At 55.5% G+C, this 21,335-nt stretch carries 17 protein-coding genes and 1 pseudogene; 8 read left to right on the top strand and 10 right to left on the bottom strand.

Going from position 1 to position 21,335, the window contains the following annotated elements:
• Nucleotide 1 precedes the first annotated feature (1 nt).
• Together GOV89_RS19770 and GOV89_RS19775 are read right to left on the bottom strand one after the other, a co-directional pair.
• Entirely contained in the window at nt 2-1,045 is a 1,044-nt protein-coding gene (locus GOV89_RS19770; protein ID WP_171238876.1) for a cysteine desulfurase family protein, read from the bottom strand.
• A 51-nt stretch (nt 1,046-1,096) separates the two neighbouring features.
• Nucleotides 1,097-1,555, bottom strand: coding sequence for an Rrf2 family transcriptional regulator (locus tag GOV89_RS19775; RefSeq protein ID WP_171238877.1), 459 nt, complete (start codon nt 1,553-1,555; stop codon nt 1,097-1,099).
• A gap of 179 nt (nt 1,556-1,734) precedes the next feature.
• Between GOV89_RS19775 and GOV89_RS19780 the strand changes: the two genes are divergently transcribed.
• The 6 genes and pseudogenes from GOV89_RS19780 to GOV89_RS19805 all read left to right on the top strand — a co-directional run bounded on the left by GOV89_RS19780 (nt 1,735) and on the right by GOV89_RS19805 (nt 7,345).
• The gene (locus tag GOV89_RS19780; RefSeq protein ID WP_171174070.1) at nt 1,735-2,388 is read left to right on the top strand and encodes an alpha/beta hydrolase; all 654 of its coding nucleotides are present in this window, start codon (nt 1,735-1,737) and stop codon (nt 2,386-2,388) included.
• Complete coding sequence (locus GOV89_RS19785; RefSeq protein ID WP_171174072.1) at nt 2,388-2,633, top strand: hypothetical protein; 246 nt, start codon at nt 2,388-2,390, stop codon at nt 2,631-2,633. The genes GOV89_RS19780 and GOV89_RS19785 overlap by 1 nt, the downstream gene beginning before the upstream one ends.
• Entirely contained in the window at nt 2,630-3,799 is a 1,170-nt protein-coding gene (locus GOV89_RS19790; RefSeq protein WP_171238878.1) for an HD domain-containing protein, read from the top strand. The genes GOV89_RS19785 and GOV89_RS19790 overlap by 4 nt, the downstream gene beginning before the upstream one ends.
• 359 nt (nt 3,800-4,158) lie before the next feature.
• A pseudogene (locus GOV89_RS19795) lies at nt 4,159-4,494 on the top strand (multidrug efflux SMR transporter).
• A 76-nt stretch (nt 4,495-4,570) separates the two neighbouring features.
• Nucleotides 4,571-6,388 carry a translational GTPase TypA gene (gene typA, locus GOV89_RS19800; RefSeq protein WP_171174078.1) on the top strand — a complete coding sequence of 606 codons (1,818 nt, stop codon included), beginning with the start codon at nt 4,571-4,573 and terminating at the stop codon, nt 6,386-6,388.
• Between the two features lie 465 nt (nt 6,389-6,853).
• Entirely contained in the window at nt 6,854-7,345 is a 492-nt protein-coding gene (locus GOV89_RS19805; RefSeq protein WP_171238836.1) for a hypothetical protein, read from the top strand.
• Between the two features lie 186 nt (nt 7,346-7,531).
• Here the strand turns inward: GOV89_RS19805 and GOV89_RS19810 are convergent, their stop codons facing one another.
• The 4 genes from GOV89_RS19810 to recA all read right to left on the bottom strand — a co-directional run bounded on the left by GOV89_RS19810 (nt 7,532) and on the right by recA (nt 12,713).
• On the bottom strand, nt 7,532-8,155 hold the full coding sequence (locus GOV89_RS19810) for a transglutaminase-like cysteine peptidase (protein ID WP_171238879.1): 624 nt from the start codon (nt 8,153-8,155) through the stop codon (nt 7,532-7,534).
• 347 nt (nt 8,156-8,502) lie between these two features.
• Complete coding sequence (locus GOV89_RS19815; RefSeq protein ID WP_171174084.1) at nt 8,503-8,790, bottom strand: DUF1330 domain-containing protein; 288 nt, start codon at nt 8,788-8,790, stop codon at nt 8,503-8,505.
• 1 nt (nt 8,791) lies between these two features.
• Nucleotides 8,792-11,464: an alanine--tRNA ligase gene (gene alaS / locus GOV89_RS19820; protein WP_171238880.1), complete on the bottom strand. Its 2,673-nt coding sequence runs from the start codon at nt 11,462-11,464 to the stop codon at nt 8,792-8,794.
• 181 nt (nt 11,465-11,645) lie between these two features.
• Entirely contained in the window at nt 11,646-12,713 is a 1,068-nt protein-coding gene (recA, locus tag GOV89_RS19825; RefSeq protein WP_171238881.1) for a recombinase RecA, read from the bottom strand.
• 192 nt (nt 12,714-12,905) lie between these two features.
• On the opposite strand from recA, the gene GOV89_RS19830 reads away from it, so the two are divergent.
• Nucleotides 12,906-13,499 (top strand): sulfotransferase family 2 domain-containing protein, encoded by a 594-nt coding sequence (locus GOV89_RS19830; RefSeq protein WP_171174090.1) that lies wholly within the window; start codon nt 12,906-12,908, stop codon nt 13,497-13,499.
• On the opposite strand, the gene GOV89_RS19835 is transcribed toward GOV89_RS19830, so the two are convergent.
• From GOV89_RS19835 to guaB, 3 genes are all read right to left on the bottom strand, one after another.
• Nucleotides 13,500-15,791 carry an ATP-binding protein gene (locus tag GOV89_RS19835; RefSeq protein ID WP_171238882.1) on the bottom strand — a complete coding sequence of 764 codons (2,292 nt, stop codon included), beginning with the start codon at nt 15,789-15,791 and terminating at the stop codon, nt 13,500-13,502.
• 110 nt (nt 15,792-15,901) lie between these two features.
• Nucleotides 15,902-17,059 carry an RsmB/NOP family class I SAM-dependent RNA methyltransferase gene (locus GOV89_RS19840; RefSeq protein WP_171238883.1) on the bottom strand — a complete coding sequence of 386 codons (1,158 nt, stop codon included), beginning with the start codon at nt 17,057-17,059 and terminating at the stop codon, nt 15,902-15,904.
• A gap of 74 nt (nt 17,060-17,133) precedes the next feature.
• Nucleotides 17,134-18,582 (bottom strand): IMP dehydrogenase, encoded by a 1,449-nt coding sequence (gene guaB, locus GOV89_RS19845; protein ID WP_171238884.1) that lies wholly within the window; start codon nt 18,580-18,582, stop codon nt 17,134-17,136.
• Between the two features lie 206 nt (nt 18,583-18,788).
• Between guaB and GOV89_RS19850 the strand changes: the two genes are divergently transcribed.
• Nucleotides 18,789-20,837 carry an ASKHA domain-containing protein gene (locus tag GOV89_RS19850; protein WP_171238885.1) on the top strand — a complete coding sequence of 683 codons (2,049 nt, stop codon included), beginning with the start codon at nt 18,789-18,791 and terminating at the stop codon, nt 20,835-20,837.
• Between the two features lie 81 nt (nt 20,838-20,918).
• Here the strand turns inward: GOV89_RS19850 and GOV89_RS19855 are convergent, their stop codons facing one another.
• The gene (locus tag GOV89_RS19855; RefSeq protein WP_171238886.1) at nt 20,919-21,332 is read right to left on the bottom strand and encodes a universal stress protein; all 414 of its coding nucleotides are present in this window, start codon (nt 21,330-21,332) and stop codon (nt 20,919-20,921) included.
• Nucleotides 21,333-21,335 lie beyond the last annotated feature (3 nt).

A 21,335-nucleotide genomic window follows, 5' to 3' on the forward strand; every position in this document is an offset into this window, starting at 1 on the left:
ATCACGCGGCCCGCGCGCGATGCTTTTTCTCTTTTTCAAGCCACGTTTCGGCGAAACGCAGCACATCTTCTTTCGTTGTCCGAGGGCCCAGCGAAACGCGGATTGCGCTGCTGGCTGTCACCTCGTCAAAACCCATTGCGGTGAGCACCGCGCTGGCACGAACCTTGCCGCTGGAACAGGCAGAGCCCGCACTGACCGCAAAACCCGACAGATCCATCTGCATGACCTGGGTTTCACCCTTCCATCCCGGCGCGGCAAAACACAAGGTGTTCGGCAGGCGTTGCCGCCCTTTCCCGACAAAAATAGGTGATTTTACAGCGCCCTCAAGAGCGTTTTCTAGAATATTTCTAAATTCTTCGATTTGCTCCCAAACGCCATCCGCCAAGTCACGTGCTGCGGCTTCAGCTGCGGCTCCGAAGCCAGCGATTCCAATGACATTTTCAGTGCCGGAGCGGCGCCCCATTTCCTGGCCTCCGCCCTTAATCAGAGCTGGCAGGTCGGTACCGCGCTTCATCACGACGGCGCCAACACCCTTGGGTCCACCAAGTTTATGCGCCGAGACCAAAGCCATCTGGGCATACATCCAATTAAACGCAATCGGCAGCTTTCCAAATGCCTGCGTGGCATCTGTCACAGCCAATCCGGGCGGTAATGTCTGAACGATACCAGTCTCGGAATTTGCCAGTTGAACGGTTGAAGCCTCTGGTGTCTCAACCAGAACCTCTCCGGCCGCAGAAACCGGAAGATCCTCATGGATCCATGCCCTTACCGCATCATGTTCAACTGCGGCACCATGCAAATTGCGCCCGGCCAAAGTTAATGCCGCGCCCTCGGTCGACCCCGAAGTGAAAACGATATCCGCACCATCAGCGCCGAAAGCAGCTGCAACCTGTGCACGCGCCCGTTCGACAAGTGCCTTTGCAGCTCGGCCCTGGGCATGAACAGAGGACGGATTTCCGCAGACTTCCATCGCGGCAATCATCGCCTCTCGTGCCTCAGGGCGCAGTGGTGTTGTTGCGTTATGATCCAGATAAACACGATTCATGGATGCATCTTTTTGCCAGCAGATTTCATATGACGGTGCCGCCTTTTCGTCTTACTCGTCCACCACCGAGAACAGGCTCGGCACTGCGGGGCATGGAGCCAGGTCGTTCTTGATCACGTCAGACAGGCGCGTCTGATGCAAAAACACATAGACATGCGCGCTCAGGCTTTCCCAAAGGCGGTTGGTCAGGGATTGCGCCCGGCTGCCTGAAGACGCACCAGAGGCCCCGGCCCCTTTCTGCAAAGCATCTACCGTTTCGTCCACTGCTGCCAAAATTTCGACCACACGGATTTCCGACGCGGGACGCGCAAGACGATACCCGCCGCCCGGGCCACGGACTGAAGACACCAGCTCGGCGCGACGAAGTTTGACAAAGAGCTGTTCCAGATAAGGCAGCGACACATCCTGGCGCTCTGAGATCTCGCCAAGGGTTACAAGCCGGTCTGTTGGCTGCAACGCAATATCCGCCAAGGCAACCATCGCATATCGGCCTTTGGTCGACAGCTTCATATTTAGCCCCTTCTCAGCAGGATTTGCGCGAAATCATTGACGCCGACGCTGCCAGTGCGTATCTCCGACTGACAGCGCTGACGCGCAACGTTATGTAATTAGAACCGTTCTAAGGTGTCCGACGATTATCGTCAAGTATATCCGGGCACCCGTACGAAAAAGACAGGACCAAAGCACACATGCCCGAGGTGATTTTTCCCGGACCCGAAGGCCGCCTGGAAGGCCGCTACCACCCGCAAAAGGAAAAAGACGCACCGATCGCAATCGTGCTTCACCCGCATCCACAATTTGGCGGGACCATGAACAACAAGGTGGTCTATAACCTGCACTATGCCTTCTACAACATGGGCTTCACCGTGCTTCGCTTCAACTTCCGTGGCGTTGGCCGCAGTCAGGGCGAGTATGATCAGGGTGTAGGTGAACTAAGCGATGCTGCCTCGGCGCTGGATTATCTGCAATCCATGAACAACAATTCGAAACACTGCTGGGTCGCAGGGTTTTCGTTTGGGGCATGGATCGGCATGCAATTGCTGATGCGCCGGCCCGAGATCACAGGGTTCATCAGTGTTTCACCTCCGGCCAACATGTACGACTTTTCGTTCTTGGCGCCCTGCCCGTCTTCGGGCCTGATCATTAACGGATCAGCCGACCGCGTGGCCCCACCGGCAGACACCACGTCACTGGTGAACAAACTGCACGAACAAAAAGGCATCACGATCACCCACACCGAGGTCGAGGGCGCAGACCACTTCTTCCAGGATCGCCACATGGACACGCTGATCACCGATGTCAGTGACTATGTGAAACGTCGCTTGACCGAGAACACCCGCTAATGTCCGACACCATCACAACTCTTGCGGCCAAACTGGCCGAAGACACGATGAAGGTTATGGACGAAACTGGCGAAGACCGTTTCTTTGTCGAGGTCGGCGAAGTTCTTGGGGCCGCTTCACAATCGCTGGAAGAGGCCTACTTGACCGAAATCCGCGTGCGCTTGGCGGAACGCAAAGCCAGACAATTTGTCATCAAACGCCTGGCTGCGCATCGCTCGAAACAAAAAGCGATCGAAAAACAATGACGGAACGGTTGTCGGCACAAATTGCGTTTTTGAAACGGGCCGACATGTTGAAGATGGTTGAGCGGGCAAATGTACTGCTCGATCAGTCCCGGCCTGAAAACTCTGCCGAACACAGCTGGCATCTGGCGCTTTGGGCCTTGGTCATGGCCCCCTTGGCGGGGCCAAATGTATCAATTGATCGAGTCATTCGTATGTTGCTGTTACACGATCTGGTCGAGATCGTGGTTGGCGACCATCCTATTCACTTGGAAACCGACTGGGATCATCTGGCTGAGGCGGAACAGGCAGCCGCCTCAGAACTGTTTGGTTTACTGCCCCGGGATCAAGCACAGACATTCCTGTCTTTGTGGCAGGAGTTCGAATCGGATCAGACACCGGACGCGCAATTTGCCAAAATCCTGGATCGGTGTCAGCCGCTGTTTCAGGTTCTGTGCGCTTCGGACCCTCACCCGGACCATGTGAAAATTGCACGGGCCAATCTGGATGGCGGTCGCGCGGCCTATCTTTCACAGGTATTTCCGCTGGCCTATCACCAAGCCACGGCCTTGCTGGCCGGATCTGCAACAGAGGAAAACGCATTCTCAACGCGGATCGCGTTTTTGGCCGAGGCAGACAAACTGAAATCGGTTATTCGCGCGTCGCGTCTGATGGCCGGGGATCGGTTCGAGAACTCTGCCGAGCATTCCTGGCATATTATGCTCTACGCTTGGGTTTTGGCTGAGCACGCGCAATCAGAAATTAACGTGGATCGTGTGCTTCAGATGCTTCTTCTGCACGATATCGTCGAAATCGACGCCGGAGATCACCCTATTCACGGACAGGTGAACCACGCCGAACAAGAGGTCAAGGAACAGGCCGCAGCTCAGCGATTGTTTGGCTTATTACCGGACATGCAGCAGGCGCATTTCACGGATATGTGGCTCGAGTTCGAAGCCGCCAAGAGTACAGACGCAAGGTTCGCAAAGGCAGTAGATCGTTTTCAAACACCGATAGCCAATCTGGAAAACGGTGGTGGGTCGTGGGCGGACTACAACGTTACCCTCGCCCAGCTCAAAGCGCGGGTTGAACCCTCCATTACAGCCGGAGCACCTGAACTATGGAACTGGCTTCACCCGCAACTTGCGGCATTTTTCCAAAGTTTCGAAGCGACGCCGTTAGACGCATAACAGAAAAAAGGAGCCCAAAGGCTCCTTTTCCCTTCTTAGTTCTGAGTGGCGTTAAAAAACACGACTACCATCAAACTGTTGAACCACACCGGCTGCTTCATTATCGACGGACCCCCCGTCAGCAAGCCACCCAACTGCCACTATCAGACCAGAAACAAAAACGATCGACTTTGCGAATGTCGTCATCGAACAAAACTCATTAACAATTAATAAAATATGTGGAGTATCTTACACTTATTCTAGGCTGATAACAGTAAGGTATACCTGACCCGACGGAAGTTAAACTTTGAGACTGACCTTGCCTTGTCCACACATTCTGTGTTCGAGGTGCTGAAACCCTATAGCCCCGCGAGACTGCAATGCCTCAAGCCTATCTGTTTTTGTTATTGGCCGTTATGGCGGAAACCATTGGCACAACCGCCCTACAGGCGAGCCAGCAGTTCACCCGGTTTTGACCGTCCGTTCTTGTCATTTTGGGGTATGGTGTTGCTTTCTACTTGCTGGGACTAACCCTGAAATCCATGCCCGTGGGCATTGTCTATGCAATCTGGTCCGGCCTGGGCATTGTTCTGATCGCGCTCATCGGGTTTGTGGTTTTCGGTCAAAAGCTGGATTGGCCTGCAATACTTGGACTGACCATGATTCTGGCCGGAATTCTGATCATTCACTTGTTTTCGAAGACTGCTGGCCACTGATCTGCGGTTAGGGCTGGTATATTTTGCCGCGCCGCGTTATGCGCGCGACAACTTCCCGTTCAAAGGCTGACCTCTCATGGACCTGCGCAACATCGCAATCATCGCTCACGTGGACCACGGCAAAACGACCCTGGTGGATGAGCTTCTCAAACAATCCGGTGCGTTCCGGGAAAACCAAGCTGTGGCAGAACGAGCCATGGACAGTAATGACCTGGAACGCGAACGCGGAATCACCATTCTGGCTAAGGCAACATCCGTCGAATGGAATGGCACCCGCATCAACATCGTCGACACACCCGGTCACGCCGATTTCGGTGGCGAGGTTGAACGGATTCTCAGCATGGTCGACGGCGTGGTTCTGCTGGTCGATGCCGCGGAAGGCCCTATGCCGCAGACCAAGTTTGTGACCTCCAAGGCGCTAGCGTTAGGTCTGCGCCCGATCGTAGTTCTGAACAAGGTCGACAAACCCGATGCCGAGCCTGACCGCGCTCTGGACGAATGTTTCGACCTGTTTGCCAACCTTGGCGCCGATGACGACCAGCTGGATTTTCCGGCCATGTATGCTTCGGGCCGTTCTGGCTGGGCGGATATGGAACTGGACGGTCCCCGCAAGGATCTGAGCGCACTGTTCGATCTGATCGTCGATCACGTCCCTGCCCCCAAGCAGGTCGATCAAAAAGACCAACCGTTCCGGATGTTGGCCACGACGCTTGGCAGCGACCCGTTCATCGGCCGCATTCTGACCGGTCGCGTCGAAAGCGGAACTTTGAAGGCGGGTGACAGCCTGAAGGCCCTTAGCCGCGACGGCACGCTGATCGAAAACTTCCGAGCCTCGAAGATCCTGGCATTCCGCGGCTTGGCGCAACAGCCCATCGACGTAGCCGAAGCTGGTGACATCGTAACCATTGCAGGCATGAGTAAGGCAACCGTGGCGGATTCGCTGGTTTCGCCGCAGGTCGAAGAGGCGCTGCCCGCGCAGCCCATCGACCCGCCAACCATCACCGTGACCTTTGGTATCAACGACTCTCCTTTGGCTGGCCGCGACGGTAAAAAGGTTCAGTCCCGCGTCATCCGCGACCGGCTCATGAAAGAAGCCGAATCGAACGTTGCGATCAGGATCACCGACACGCCGGGCGGTGAAGCGTTCGAAGTTGCCGGCCGCGGCGAATTGCAAATGGGTGTTCTGATCGAGAACATGCGCCGCGAGGGTTTCGAACTCAGTATCTCGCGCCCACAGGTTTTGTTCCGCGAAGAAAACGGCCAGCGGCTGGAACCGATCGAGGAAGTCACAATCGACGTGGACGATGAGTATTCTGGCTCGGTCATCGAAAAGATTACAGGTGCGCGAAAAGGTGAATTGGTCGAAATGCGCCCTGCCGGTGCTGGCAAAACACGCATCATCGCGCATGTACCTTCGCGCGGTCTGATCGGGTATCACGGCGAGTTTTTGACGGATACTCGTGGCACAGGTGTTCTAAACCGTGTGTTCCACGACTGGGCCCCACATAAAGGTCAAATCCCGGGCCGTCGCGCGGGCGTTCTGATCTCGATGGAAAACGGCCAGGCCGTGGCTTATGCGCTCTGGAATTTGGAAGAGCGCGGCCGCATGTTTGTAGGCCCTCAGACCGACGTCTATCAGGGCATGGTGATCGGAGAGCATTCGCGCGACAACGACCTGGAAGTCAATCCGCTCAAGGGCAAGAAACTCACCAACGTCCGCGCAAGCGGTTCGGACGATGCAGTGCGCCTGACGCCTCACGTTCAATTTTCGCTGGAAGAAGCCATCGCCTATATCGATGACGACGAATTGGTCGAGGTGACGCCGAACGCTGTGCGGCTGCGCAAACGCTTTTTGGATCCTCACGAACGCAAACGAATGGCGAAATCGGCCTAATCAACCTGCGCCTGTATCGACCCAAATGGGAAACAATGGCGATACTGTGGCATTTTTGCTTCCTATGGGTCAAAAAACGAAATTCGGAGAGTCGGGCAAAAAACCCGGCTTTTTCTTGAAAACATGTGCTTTTCTACCTTAAATTGCATTATTTTTGCTCCATTCTCTCTTCCCACATATTGCGATTAAGTCGATCTCAAGGTGTAAATGTGCCCGAAGTGTGATGATCTTCACTCACACGACCAAAATAATGGTGCATAGGGATGCACGTGATAGGTACCGAGTTCCAAGGAGTTAATGATGGTTTTTCGTTCCCTTAAGTTACCAGTTTTTTTAGCCGCCACGACTTTTGTGGTCGCTCCTGTAACCGAAGCTTTTGCAAGTGGGGCGTGTACTGTCAAAACGGCGCGCCAGTCTGCTGGTTCTCCTGGAGTGCTCTGCGAATGCGATTCAGTTACATCCGGGATGCTGCGCTATATCCAGCGTCGGGCTGATTTTCAGGAGATCGTTGCACGCTTGGGCGCAGAGTGCTCGCCGCTTGCGGATTTGCTGACTGACCTCCCCACAGCATCAATCGGCGCTTCCGATCAGAGAGCGGGGGATGGTCCAGCAAATGAAGGCCAAGATACAGGCCTTACTGGCGGGCCGGGCCCATCTGGTCCGAGCGGAAGTCCGGAAACCACCGGAGGAGAAACTCCAGGAGGAGAAGGACCACGCGGGGGCGAGCCAGAGGGCGAACAGCCCGGTGGTGAACAGCCCGGTGGCGAAGAGCCTGGTGGTGAAGAACCCGGTGGTGAACAGCCCGGTGGCGAAGAGCCTGGTGGTGAAGAACCCGGTGGTGAACAGCCCGGTGGCGAAGAGCCTGGTGGTGAAGAACCCGGTGGCGAAGAGCCTGGTGGTGAAGAACCCGGTGGCGAAGAACCCGGTGGCGAAGAACCCGGCGAAGAGTTGCGGTGATCGCAAGCTAACTTGGTCGCTGAACCTTATTCGAAGGCCTGCTTTTTTGACGAATAAATATTTGTCGTTGCCGGTTTGGTTGGTGCAAAATTTCGAAGTACCAAGGTGAGCTAAGAAGAGATTACGGGCGCGTAATAACCTTGCGCCCGTGAATCAAATACCCAAAGTTAAAAATACACACTAGCCTTAGCTGTGCCCGTAGATGCCGACCCATCCACTGGGCCGTTTCGGGTCTTGCATCCGCAGAAACAGGTAACGTGTAGCTGCCCAGGGTTTGATGCGATTGGTTTGGTTGTCCAGGATAAGATCTCCTTGATCCGACCGGTAAACAAGAACCGCATGTGGGATACGGCGCGTGTCCAAAACTGTGGCGATCAAAAGTTTGTTTGGATCGACACCGGCATGAACCAGCTCTCGCTTTTTCAGAAGCGCAAAATCCTCGCAGTCACCCCCAAGGGCCGTCGGCAGCGCCCACCGTTCGCGAGTTTTATATTGAGATTGATCAGTAATTTCACGGGTGGATCTGTTCACCCGCCGGTTTATTTGTTCGACAACCTTTAGTTCTTGTTGACTGGACAGGGCCGCCGAACGTTTCGCCGTACATGCCCAACGGTACTGATCACACAGGTTTATCGCTCCGGACGGTGGCGGTGAAGAAGCAACAGCAGGAATAAAGCGCCCTTCCGACGCCTGGGCATCTGTTGTGCTAATAGGCGAAGCCAGGAACACGACCCCAAGGCCAATGACACACGCGGCAGCGGTCAAAACCTCTGCAATCTGTTCGTTGGTCGTTTTGATCAATGATGTCATGCCTATTCCCTGGTTCAGTATCATTCGTATGATTGCCGATACCGCAGGACTATATTCCACTTCTTGAACCTATCGCTGAACGGGCCTCAGTCGCAATCATAGAGAACCTGCAAATGAAAAAGGGCGAAAATTCGTTCTACAATTTGACAATTTCGGGTGGGAAATTGGATAGAGTCGCCACAATTCTGGAAAACTCACGCGGAAAAAAACATTAAGAAGGCGACGTAAGATTTTGTAATAAAGTAGAATAAAAAAACAGCCTGCAAATGCAGGCTGCTCTAAGGGCTCGATACCCAACATTAAGCTGAAAACTGCTGAAACCAGCAAAACAGCGTTATGTTCTACACTTATTCGGTGATCTCGACCACGACCAACTCTCGTTCACTGGCGGTTCGGGCGTGATTCAGCGCCTGTTGGTACTCGTCTGAGTTGTAGCACTCGACCGCTGCCTCCAAAGAAGGGAATCGGGCGACCACGTTGCGGGGCCGCTCTTTACCTTCCAGCTGAACATACCGTGCGGCGCGCGCTATGAATTCACCACCGTGCTTGGCAATGGCTGGTCCGGCCAGTTCAGCGTATTTTCCGTATGCCTCGGCGTCCGTTACCGTTACATGCGCGATCCAGAGTGCTGCCATCTTAACCTCCCATTACTTGTTCCGCGGCCTTAATTGCGGCTTCTGCATTCGATGCGTCCTTGCCGCCGCCTTGGGCCATATCCGGTCGGCCACCACCGCCCTTGCCGCCCAATTCGACGACAGCAGCTTTGACCAGATCTACCGCCGAAACGGTCCCGGTCAGGTCTTCCGTTACACCGGCTGCAACCGCTGCCTTGCCTCCCGTATCTGCAATAAGAAGGACTGCACCCGACCCCAGGCGGGCCTTGTGTTCGTCGATCAGCGCGGGAAGATCCTTACCCGAAACTCCGCTGAGCGTTTGGGCCAGGAATTTTACACCGTTGACGTCACGCGCATCAGCCCCGCCGCCCTGTCCGGCGCCTCCGGCCATTGCCAGATCGCGACGCAGTTGAGCTACTTCGTTCTGCAAGGATTTGCGTTCGTCCAACAGTCCTTTCACACGGGCGACCACGTCATCTGGCTGCGCTTTCAGTTCCAGCGCCACCTGAGCAAGCCGGTGATCTTGGGCCGAGAGGTAACGGTTGGCCTCGTCCCCGGTCAGCGCTTCGATCCGGCGTACACCGGCACTGCTGGCGCTGTCGCCCAGTACCACAAAAGTGCCGATATCCCCTGTCTGGCGCACATGAGTACCGCCGCACAGTTCTATCGACCATGTTTCACCATCCTGTCCCTTGCCGGTCGGGGCCTTGCCCATCGAGACAACACGTACTTCGTCGCCGTATTTCTCTCCAAACAGCGCCTGCGCCCCCAGTTCGCGCGCGTCGTCGGGTGTCATGACCCGGGTTTCGACGGTTGAGTTCTGGCGAATGAAGCTGTTCACTTCGCGTTCGACCTTTTGGATTTCCTCAAGGCTCAGTGCTTTGGAATGGCTGAAGTCAAACCGCAAGCGATCCGCCGCATTCAGCGAGCCGCGCTGCGCCACATGATCCCCCAGCGCCTCCCGCAACGCTTCGTGCAGCAGGTGTGTGGCCGAATGGTTGGCCCGAATGGCGGATCGGCGGGCGTGATCGACCTCAAGCTCGACCGCGTCCCCTTTGGAGAGTGTGCCGTTTTCGACTGTAACCTTATGCGCATAGACTTTGCCATCGGCAAACTTTTTGGTGTCATCCACGCGGCTTAGGTCGTCGCGATCATCAACGCGGCGCAATTCTCCGGTGTCACCGATTTGACCACCGGCCTCGCCATAAAACGGGGTCTGGTTCACGACAACCCAGCCGCTGCCACCGGCCTTGATCGCATCGACGAGAGTGCCTTCCACGACCAACGCGGCAACCTGCGCTTCGGCCTTCTCGGTCTCGTAGCCCAAGAAATCTGTCGCACCTGCCGTATCTAAGACATCAAACCACACGGCCTGATCTGCAGCTTCGCCGGACCCGGCCCAAGCCGCCCGCGCCTTGGCTTTTTGCTCTGCCATCGCAGAATCAAACCCGTGGGTATCCACGGCGCGACCCTTCTCGCGCAGCGCATCCTGCGTCAAGTCCAACGGGAAGCCATAGGTGTCATAGAGTTTGAAGGCCGCAGCCCCTGGCAAAGGCGCGCCTTCGGCAAGCCCGGCTACCTCGTCATCCAACAGCTTCAAGCCGCGATCCAGTGTTTGCTTGAACTTAGTTTCTTCAAGCAACAAAGTCTCTTCAATCAGGGGCTGGGCCTGCGTCAGTTCCGAGTAATGCCCGCCCATCTGCTGCACCAGCGTTGGAACAAGGCGGTGCATCACCGGATCCTTGGCCCCCAATAGGTGCGCATGGCGCATGGCACGGCGCATGATCCGCCGCAGAACGTAACCGCGCCCATCATTGCTGGGCATGACGCCATCGGCAATCAGGAACGAGGTCGATCGCAGGTGGTCCGCAATGACGCGGTGATGCACGTTTTGATCCCCATAGGGATCCACGCCGGTCGCATCTGCAGACGCCTCGATCAGGGTTTTGAATAGATCAGTGTCATAGTTGTCATGGCTGCCCTGCAACAACGCACCGATCCGCTCCAGCCCCATGCCAGTGTCAATGGACTGCATGTCCAGTTCGACCATCGAACCATCTTCGAACTGCTCGTTCTGCATGAAGACGACGTTCCAGATTTCGATGAAACGATCACCATCTTCTTCGGCCGATCCCGGAGGGCCTCCCCAGATGTGATCGCCATGGTCATAGAAAATCTCGGTGCACGGTCCGCAGGGACCGGTCGGGCCCATCTGCCAAAAATTATCATTGGTGGCGATGCGGATGATGCGGTCCTCGGGAACACCGACCTTTTTCCAGATCTCAAACGCTTCGTCATCGGTGTGATAGACGGTGGTCAGCAGGCGGTTTTTGTCTATGCCGAATTCCTTGGTAATCAGGTTCCAAGCGAACGGGATTGCTTCATGCTTGAAATAATCGCCAAAGGAAAAGTTACCCAGCATCTCGAAAAACGTGTGGTGACGCGCGGTATAGCCCACATTGTCGAGGTCGTTATGTTTGCCACCGGCCCGCACACATTTCTGGGCGGTTGTGGCACGTGTGTAGTCGCGGGTTTCCAAACCAGTGAACAGGTTCTTGAACTGGACCATGCCAGAATTCACGAACATCAGCGTTGGGTCGTTGCGTGGAACCAGCGGGCTGGATGCCACAACCTCATGCCCCTGTTTTTCAAAGTAATTCAGAAAGGTCGATCGGATATCGTTCAGGGTTGGCATTGGGCTCTCTCGGCGCACATAAATCTTGGTCTCCGCAGGTTTATCCCCCTGTCAGAAAAGTGTCCACAGCAGAGGTGTGCCAGAATGCGGCAAGGCGATCCTATGGACCGCCTTGTTACAGGAGTTTCCTATTCTGTTTGAAACGAAACCCACCGAATGATCTTGCTCCGTTCTGCGGCCTTTAAGCTTCCAGGATATCGTCATCCTCAGCAGCACCCGTAGGCATATCGAAATCCAACCCATGCGCGGCGCGGATCTTATCTTCGATCTCAAATGCGATCCGGTTGTTGTCGCGCAAGTATTGCTTGGCATTTTCACGCCCCTGCCCGATCCGTTCATCGCCATAGCTGAACCATGAGCCTGACTTTTCAACCACGCCTGCTTTGACACCGAGGTCCAGCAGCTCACCCATTTTTGAGATGCCTTCGCCGTACATGATGTCGAATTCGACCTGTTTGAACGGCGGCGCAACCTTGTTCTTGACGACTTTGACGCGGGTCTGGTTGCCGACAACCTCATCCCGATCCTTGATCGCACCGATGCGGCGGATATCCAGACGCACCGAGCTGTAGAATTTCAGCGCGTTACCACCGGTGGTGGTTTCCGGGCTGCCGAACATCACGCCGATTTTCATCCGGATCTGGTTGATGAAGATCACCATGCAGTTCGAACGACTGATCGAACCCGTCAGCTTACGCATCGCCTGGCTCATTAGACGGGCCTGAACGCCAACATTACTGTCGCCCATATCGCCTTCCAGCTCGGATTTCGGCGTCAGAGCGGCCACCGAGTCGACCACGACCATGTTGACCGCCCCCGAACGCACCAGCGTATCGGTGATTTCCAGTGCCTGTTCACCAGTGTCCGGCTGCGAGATCAGCAACTCATCCAAATCGACGCCCAGTTTGCGAGCATATTGCGGGTCCAATGCGTGCTCTGCATCAACAAAGGCGCACACACCTCCACGTTTTTGTTGTTCGGCAATACAGTGCAGCGTCAGAGTCGTTTTGCCCGAGCTTTCCGGGCCATAAATTTCAACAATCCGCCCCATTGGCAGACCACCGATTCCCAGCGCGATATCCAGTCCCAGAGAGCCGGTCGAGCTTGCTTCGATATCCTGCTTGGCACCTTCGCCCAGCTTCATGATCGAACCCTTACCGAATTGCCGTTCGATCTGGGCCAGTGCGCTGTCGAGCGCCTTTTGCTTGTCTGCGTTTTTCTTGTCGCTCATTGTCAGAAGATCCGCCATTGTCCTGTCGCCTTCCCTTTTGTCACACCCTTGATCGGGCGGCAATCGCTGCTTTGTTCGCCTCTTGTTCCTTATGGGACCAAAAAGAGAACATTTCAACTAAAACTTACAGAACTCACTCTTCTGCAATTGTGTTAAAGAGTCGTTTACGACAATCTGCTCAGAGGATCAGATTGAAGCGGAACGCGATATATGCTTGTTTTTTATGAAGAACGTCTGGCTTTTCTTGCCGTTCCAAAAACCGGCAGCACGGCGTATCACAGTGCATTGCGTGACCGCGCGGATTTTGTTGTGACACATCCTCCTGAGTTGAAACATGCGCCGGTGCGCCGATTTGATCGTTTTTTTCAGAACATCTTCCTGAAAATGTACGATACAGAAATGGAAATAATGGCCGTCGTCCGTGAACCCATCGACTGGCTGGGCAGCTGGTATCGGTTTCGCAACCGCGATGACCTGATTGGACACCCTCATTCCACACATGATGTTAGTTTCGACGCTTTCGTCCAAGCCTATATGCAAGACAAGCGTCCCGAGTTCGCCGATGTTGGCAGCCAAAGCCAGTTCTTCCGCACCCGCAGCAACGGTCGTGGTGCTACGCATATCTTCAAATACGAAAACCAAACCCGGATTCTGGAATTCCTGCAGACACGGCTAAACATGGAAATCGACTTGCCGCTTGAAAACGTGTCGCCTGCCGCAAACCTGAACTTGTCAAAAGATACGGAAAGCCGATTCCGCAACAGGTTCGCCGCCGAATTTGCGATCCACGATGCGGCGTTGTAATCAGTTCAATTGTTGAAAAACGGCCTCGGTCAGTTGATTAAGTGAGAACGGTTTGGGCAGGAATGTCGAATTAGCGATACCCGGTCCAGATTCGCCGAACGCGCCCTCGGTATAGCCCGAGACAAACACCACCCGCGCGTCCGGGCGTGTTTCGTACGCTTTGCGCACCCAGGTTGGCCCGTCCATACCCGGCATAACCACGTCGGTTACAAAGACATCCACATTCAAAGTGGTATCCTCAAGCAACCTGAGCGCCTCTTCCGCCGAGTCCGCCTCAAGCACCGTATACCCTTTCAAACGCAATGCGCGCGTTGCAAAGGCGCGTACCGGCGCTTCGTCTTCGACCAAAAGCACAACCCCTTCGCCTTGCCGCGTGCTTTGTGGGTCGGGTTGGTCAGAAGTTTTTTCTTCGACCTCGTCAGCGGCGGTGCAAATCGGCAAAATGACCGTGAACTCTGTACCACGCCCCATCACACTGTCGACAAAGATAAAACCTCCGGTTTGTTTCACAATGCCATAAACGGTCGAAAGCCCTAACCCAGTGCCTTCACCCGTGCGTTTCGTTGTATAGAAAGGCTCAAACACTTTTTGCAGCTTGTCAGCCGGTATACCTGAGCCGCTGTCCACCACTTTTACCGTTACATATTCTCCGGGATGCACCGTTGCACGATCTCGGCTGAGAGGGTGTGACAGACGCATGACCTCAGTCTCAATGCGAATCTCGCCACCATCAGGCATCGCGTCTCGGGCATTGACCACAAGGTTCATCAAAACCTGTTCCAATTGCCGCTTGTCAGCGCGCACCGGTTTGAGAACTGGATCGTGGCTGAGCGTCAACTGAACCTTTTCGCCCACCAATCTGTTCAAAAGGTGAATGAGGTCCGAAATCGTGTCGCGCAGATCAAGAACTTCGGGCCTTAGCGTTTGTTTCCGGGAAAACGCCAAGAGCTGGCTGACCAATGCTGCTGCGCGGTTGGCGTTCTGATTGATCTGCACCAGATCTCCATAGTCTGGGTCATTTTGATCATGCCGCAGCAGCAACAAGTCGCAATGACCCGAGATTGCCGTCAACAGGTTGTTGAAATCATGCGCGACGCCGCCGGCCAACTGTCCCACGGCTTGCATTTTCTGGCCCTGGACAAACTGCGCCTCCAGTGTTTTCAGCTCGGTGGCATCATTCAAGACGGCGATCAGACCCGCCTTGCCCTCTATGGCAGCTTTGCTCAAAGTTACTTGCACAAAGACCTCTTTGTCATCCCGGATCAACTGCAGGAACTCTGATCGCGGCACGTCTTCGTCCGAAGCCGTTTGCGCCAGCCAATCGCGAAGTGGTATGCGCAGCCCCCGCATAATTTCATTGATGCAGGTTCCCTTGAGGCTGTCTTTCCCCAAGAGCTTTGCAGCCAGCCTGTTAGTGTCAAGAATTGTGCCATCCGAAGACAAGTTAAGGATTGGCACTGGCAGATCCTCAATCGACGCGCCTGCCCCGGGAGGTGAAGACAGTTGTATAGGGATCAATCTCAATCGCCGATGCGACCCGGATGAGGACAATTCGGCAACGGCAACCGAATCCACACCATTTCGAGTTCGAACCTGGTTGATCGCCCCCACACTTGGCGCCCCACCACAAAACAGGTCCTGAAAATCGCCAAGATCAGCCCCAAACATCTTTTCGGCGACAGAATTGAACTGCAGGATTTCACCTTTGCGTCCAACGGAGAGAACCGGGATGGTTAACTCTCGGCAGCTTTTGTCGTCGCATTCCTGAAAGCGCCAGCAATATACCTCGGGTCTCAATCGGAAAACTGTTACAGCCATCATGTTGGCATTGCTGGGAAATTCCTCGTATGCACGGCCGCTCAAATGTGCCTGAGATTGCAGCCTGAACAAAACTGCTTGCGGGTTCGAAAATGTCGACCGCAGGCACAAGGTCAGTGGTTTTTCGGCTTCGGCACCAAACCGCCTTTGTGCGTGCGTATTGGCAAGCAGAATATCACCATACCCGTTAGCAACTAGAACCGGAGCATCTTCTAGTTCCGAAAATAAGCGCATAATGGAAATGCTACGCAGTTCGAATCTGAGCTCCACCTGTTTTTTGGCTACGAAACAAAGCAGAACACCTAGCAGAGAGAGACCCGCCACTTTCAGGCCTGCGCCCCAGTTGGGCGGCACCAAATCTGTGAAAGGTGCTATCGTGATTAATAAAGCCAACACCAGCAACGATCCTACGCGCATCGCTGAGGGTTGATGGGCAGCAGTAGGGTCGCGTAACAAAGCGGCAGTATCAGGCATTAAAAAGGCTCAAGGGCAAAGGTATCGGCAGTAACAGCACAAATGGTTAACGCGCGCTTAACAAAACGCGAAAAGCGAACTTCTACCTAAGGTTGTTATTTGCCGAAAGGTCAGCGCGTCAAGTGCGCGGTGAAAAAACCATCAGACCCGTGTGTGACCTGCCATGATTTGCGGAACGTTTCTGTCCATTCGGGGTTTTGCTGCAAAAAGTCATCGACTACAGCCCCGTTTTCGTCAGCCAGGACCGAGCAAGTAGCGTAAGCCAAAACGCCGCCTGATCGGATCAAGGGGGAAATGCTTTCCAGAATACCTGCCTGAACAAGCGTGAGGTCATGCAAGCGTTCTTCGGTCAACGACCACTTTCCAGCAGGTGCACGCCGCCATGATCCGCTGCCGGAACAGGGTGCATCAGCCAGCACGATGTCATAGGGCTCGTGTTCAGCAATATCTTTTGAAGTCAATATCTTGACGTTGGCTCCCGCGCGTTCTGCTCGCGCGGGAAGGTCACGCATGCGCCCCGCATTTACATCGTGGGCGAAGACTTCTACCCCCTCATGCGCGGCCATAGCCAGCGCTTTGCCGCCACCCCCGGCGCAATAGTCAAGAACACGCATGCCTGGCTGAAGATCCAGCACTGCAACAACCCCCTGACTGGCCGCATCCTGCAACTCCACCAACCCATCTTGATAGGCCCTACCTTGCGCGATCTTCCGCGCGCCATCAGTCACTTCCAAAGCCGTTGTGCAAAACGGATGCGGTTGAGCCGTAACGCCATCCGCCCGGAGTGCGGCAATCGCAGACACCGGGTCAGTTTTCAGCAGGTTCACCCGCAGGTGTACCTGCGCGCGAGACTGCAAGGCCTCGGCCGACGCCTGTGTGTCAGGCCCTAACGAGGCGAAAAATCGAGGCCAAAGCCATTCGGGAATATCAAGCCGTTCGGCGTCGGACCGGAAGGCGCGTGGCGTCTCTGTGGGTAGCACCGGTTCAGGAGCATGACGGTCGCCGGTGAACATTGCGGAAACGTCGCCGTCCTGTGCCCGGATCGCTCCGATCATCAAACCGCGTCCAGTGTCGGCGCCACCAAGTGCTGCAAAGGACCGCTGACATCGCAGGGCATCAAAAACGTGATCCCGCACTGCCGCGCGATCCTTTGAGCCCGCAAAACGGCTGCGACGGGCCCATCCGGTCAACGCTTTTTCAACCGGAGCACCGTCCAGAATCTCGTTGAGGATTTCTATTGAGGCCTGAACACGGGCTACCGGGGTCATGTCGAGTTCCTTGAGGTGCAGGGACACGCAAAACGGCGCCCGGATCAGGGCGCCGCGTGCAACAGGTCCACAGATTACATCACCCGATAGTTCGGGCTTTCGCGGGTGATCTGAACGTCATGCACATGGCTTTCCTTCAGACCTGCACCGGTGATTTTGACAAAGCTGCAGTTTTTGCGCATCTCTTCAACGGTCGCACACCCCGTGTACCCCATCGCTGCGCGCAAACCGCCCACAAGTTGGTGAATCACTGCGCTGGCAGACCCTTTGTAGGGCACCTGCCCTTCGATGCCTTCCGGTACCAGTTTGTCGTTGGCTGCGTCCTTCTGAAAGTAACGATCAGCCGATCCGCGTGCCATTGCACCCAGACTGCCCATCCCACGATAGGATTTGAACGAACGACCCTGATACAGAATCACTTCGCCCGGGCTTTCATCGGTGCCTGCAATCATCGAGCCGACCATGGCGCAGGAGGCCCCCGCCGCAATTGCCTTGGCAAAATCGCCCGAGAATTTGATGCCCCCATCTGCAATAACCGGAACGTCACCCGCTGCGGCGGCGCAATCTCCGATAGCAGTCAACTGAGGCACGCCAACACCCGCCACCATGCGCGTCGTACAGATCGACCCAGGGCCGATACCGACCTTGATGGCATCAGCACCCGCATCGATCAACGCTTTGGTCGCCTCGCCCGTGGCGACGTTTCCTGCGATGATCTGAACCTCATTCGACAGGGTTTTCGCGCGTTTGACTGCGTCCAGAACACCCTGAGAATGACCATGCGCCGTATCGACCACAATGATGTCGACGCCGGAATCAACCAGCTGTTCGGACCGCTCAAATCCTGCATCACCCACCGAAGTTGCAGCAGCCACTCGCAAACGACCAAGCCGATCTTTGCAAGCGGTGGGGTTCAGGACGGCCTGTTCTGTGTCCTTTAGCGTCAGAAGGCCAGTTAGTTTCCCCTGGCCGTCAACCACAAGCAGCTTTTCGATGCGTCGTGCCCGCATAAGGCTTTTGGCTTCTTCCAGATCAGCGGGTTCTTGCAGCATGGCCAAATTGTCAGCCGTCATCATCGCCTTGATCGGAGTATCGTCCGATGTTGCAAAGCGCATGTCACGGTTGGTCACGATACCCACGACACGACCTTCCGCATCCACAACAGGGAAGCCGGTGAAGTTATAGCGTTCCACCAAGGCCTGTGCATCCGCCAGCGTCTGATCCGCGCGCAATGTCACCGGGTTATAAACAATGCCCGATTCAAACCGTTTGACACGCCGCACTTCACGGGCCTGCTCTTCGACCGAAAGGTTCTTGTGGATGACCCCGATGCCACCTGCCTGTGCCATGGCGATGGCCATGCGGGCTTCGGTCACAGTATCCATAGCTGAGCTTAGCAGCGGGATGTTCATTGTGATTTCACGCGTCACCCGCGTGGTGGTATCCGCCGTTGCCGGCAGCACAGAAGATGCGCCCGGAACCAGGAGAACGTCGTCAAAGGTGAGTGCCTCACGAATCTGCATCTGAAAACCCCATGCAAAAGCCCGTTTGACGGCGACCCTATCGCATGGATTTAACCAAAGGGAAAGCCCCCAAGCGCAACTCTGAGCCATCGCTGTGCAGAAAACGCCGCTAGCTGAGCAAATCGTGCCGCTGATAGGCCTTTCCCTTTGCGCTCAACATCATATCTTGCGCCCCATACGCGCGAATATGAAAAGGTATGTCACTGATGACCACCGATCCTCTTGTAGTCTTTACGCCTTCTGGCAAACGCGGACACTTCCCCGTCGGGACCCCGATTCTCACTGCGGCCCGCCAGTTGGGTGTGGATCTGGATTCGGTCTGTGGCGGGCGTGGGATCTGCTCTAAATGCCAGATCACACCCAGCTATGGCGAATTTCCCAAGCATGGTGTCACCGTATCCGAAAACGCGCTGAGCGAGTGGAACGCGGTTGAACAGCGCTATGACGATAAACGTGGTCTGAAACCGGGTCGTCGTCTGGGGTGTCAGGCGTCGGTGCAAGGCGATGTGGTGATCGACGTCCCGCCCGAAAGCCAGGTGCATCGTCAAGTTGTACGCAAGGCTGCGGCGGCGCGTGCTATCACCATGGATCCCGCGACACGCTTGTATTTCGTGGTCGTCGAAGAACCCGACATGCACTCGCCCACCGGGGATCTTGAGCGTTTGGAACGTACCCTGCGCGAACAATGGAAGATCGAAGCTGTCACAGCCGATCTATCGCTATTGTCCAAGCTTCAGCCCGTTCTGCGCAAAGGCAAATGGGAGGTCACAGTGGCCGTTCACAAGGGCCACAATGACAGCGTTGCCCGAATTGTCGAAATCTGGCCGGGCCTGCATGAAGGCGGGCTCTATGGCTTGGCGATCGACCTCGGCTCGACCACCATTGCGGCCCACCTGACCGACCTGGAAACCGGCGAGGTCAAGGCGTCCTCGGGTCTGATGAACCCGCAGATCCGGTTTGGCGAAGACCTGATGAGCCGCGTTTCATATTCGATGATGAATCCTGGTGGCGATCAGGAAATGACCAAGGCCGTACGCGAAGCGATCAACGATCTGACGACCTCAATTGCCCAAGAGGCCGAGATCGACGCATCCCTGATCGTGGAAACCGTATTTGTTTGTAACCCGGTCATGCACCACTTGCTGTTGGGGCTGGATCCGGTTGAGCTTGGGCAAGCACCTTTTGCGCTGGCAACTTCGGAGAGCATGTCCCTGCCCGCGCGTGACATGGATCTGACGACCATGAATCCACGCGCGCAGGTTTATATCCTTCCTTGTATTGCAGGCCATGTGGGCGCGGACTGCGCCGCCGTGGCGTTGTCAGAAGAACCAGGCAAATCCGAAGATCTGGTATTGATTGTGGACGTCGGCACCAACGCGGAAATCCTGTTGGGCAACACCAGCCGCGTTCTGGCCTGTTCGTCGCCCACCGGACCTGCATTCGAAGGCGCTCAGATCAGCTCGGGCCAGCGCGCAGCCCCCGGCGCAATTGAGCGGATTGAGATCGACCCAGTCACAAAAGAACCCCGCTTTCGCGTGATCGGATCCGAGAAATGGTCGGATGAGGACGGGTTTGACCTTGATATCGCAACCACAGGAATCACCGGCATCTGTGGTTCCGGCATCATCGAAGCCGTTGCCGAAATGCGCATTGCAGGCTTGCTGGACGAAAGCGGGTTGATTGGCTCGGCCGAGCAGACTGGCACAGCACGCTGTGTCCCCGAAGGCCGAACCCATGCCTATCTGATCCACGATGCCAGCGCCGAAGGTGGCCCGCGTATCACCGTCACCCAAGGCGACATCCGCGCGATCCAGCTGGCAAAATCGGCTCTTTATGCCGGTGCACGCCTGCTGATGGATGAAATGGATGTCGACCGTGTGGACCGTGTGGTTTTGGCCGGCGCGTTTGGGGCGCATATCTCAACCAAACACGCAATGGTACTAGGCATGATACCGGATGCGCCGCTTGAGAAAGTCTCAAGCGCGGGCAACGCCGCAGGAACCGGCGCACGTATTGCACTGTGCAATATCGCAGCGCGGACTGAGATTGAACGCGTCGTACGCGAGATCACGAAAATTGAAACCGCTATCGAACCAAAGTTCCAGGATCACTTCGTCGCGGCCAACGCGATTCCACACAAAACTGATCCATTCCCGGAACTGGCGCAGGTTGTCAGGCTGCCCAACCCAAGCTTCAATACCGGCGGTGCCGACGCCGAAGCCGGTGGCGGTCGTCGCCGTCGGCGTCGCGGGTAATCATGCATTGGAACGACCGGCTTACGTTAGCCGGTCGTTCCTTGCAGAACTTCCAAGTTCAATGGCCGTCAATGCCAGAAATCAAGTCAAACCGCGGTGCACATGCACGGCGCACGGCGCGTGACGAACAACGCGCGAAGCTGTCGATCCTAGGAAATAGTCGCTCAACCCCGGTTGGTGAGAACCAATGACGATACAATCGACACCCTGGCTTGTGGCATAATCAATGATCGTTCGGGCCGTATGGCCTTTGACGATTTCGGACTTCACCCCTTCAAGGCCCTCGACTTTTTCAAGCAATTTCAGTCGCGCACGTTCAAAACCTTCTGCGACAAGGGATTTATCCAGATAGGCACTGACAGACCCCTGTGGCATTTCGTAAACGTGCAATGCGATTATGTCGGCCCCGTTTTCCGACAATGCGCGTGCAACTTCCAGCGTATGCTGAGATATGCCGTGATCCAATGCCATAGGGACAAGAACTTTTTTATACATCGA

This window comes from Ruegeria sp. HKCCA5763, from assembly GCF_013034545.1.
Lineage (GTDB): Bacteria > Pseudomonadota > Alphaproteobacteria > Rhodobacterales > Rhodobacteraceae > Ruegeria.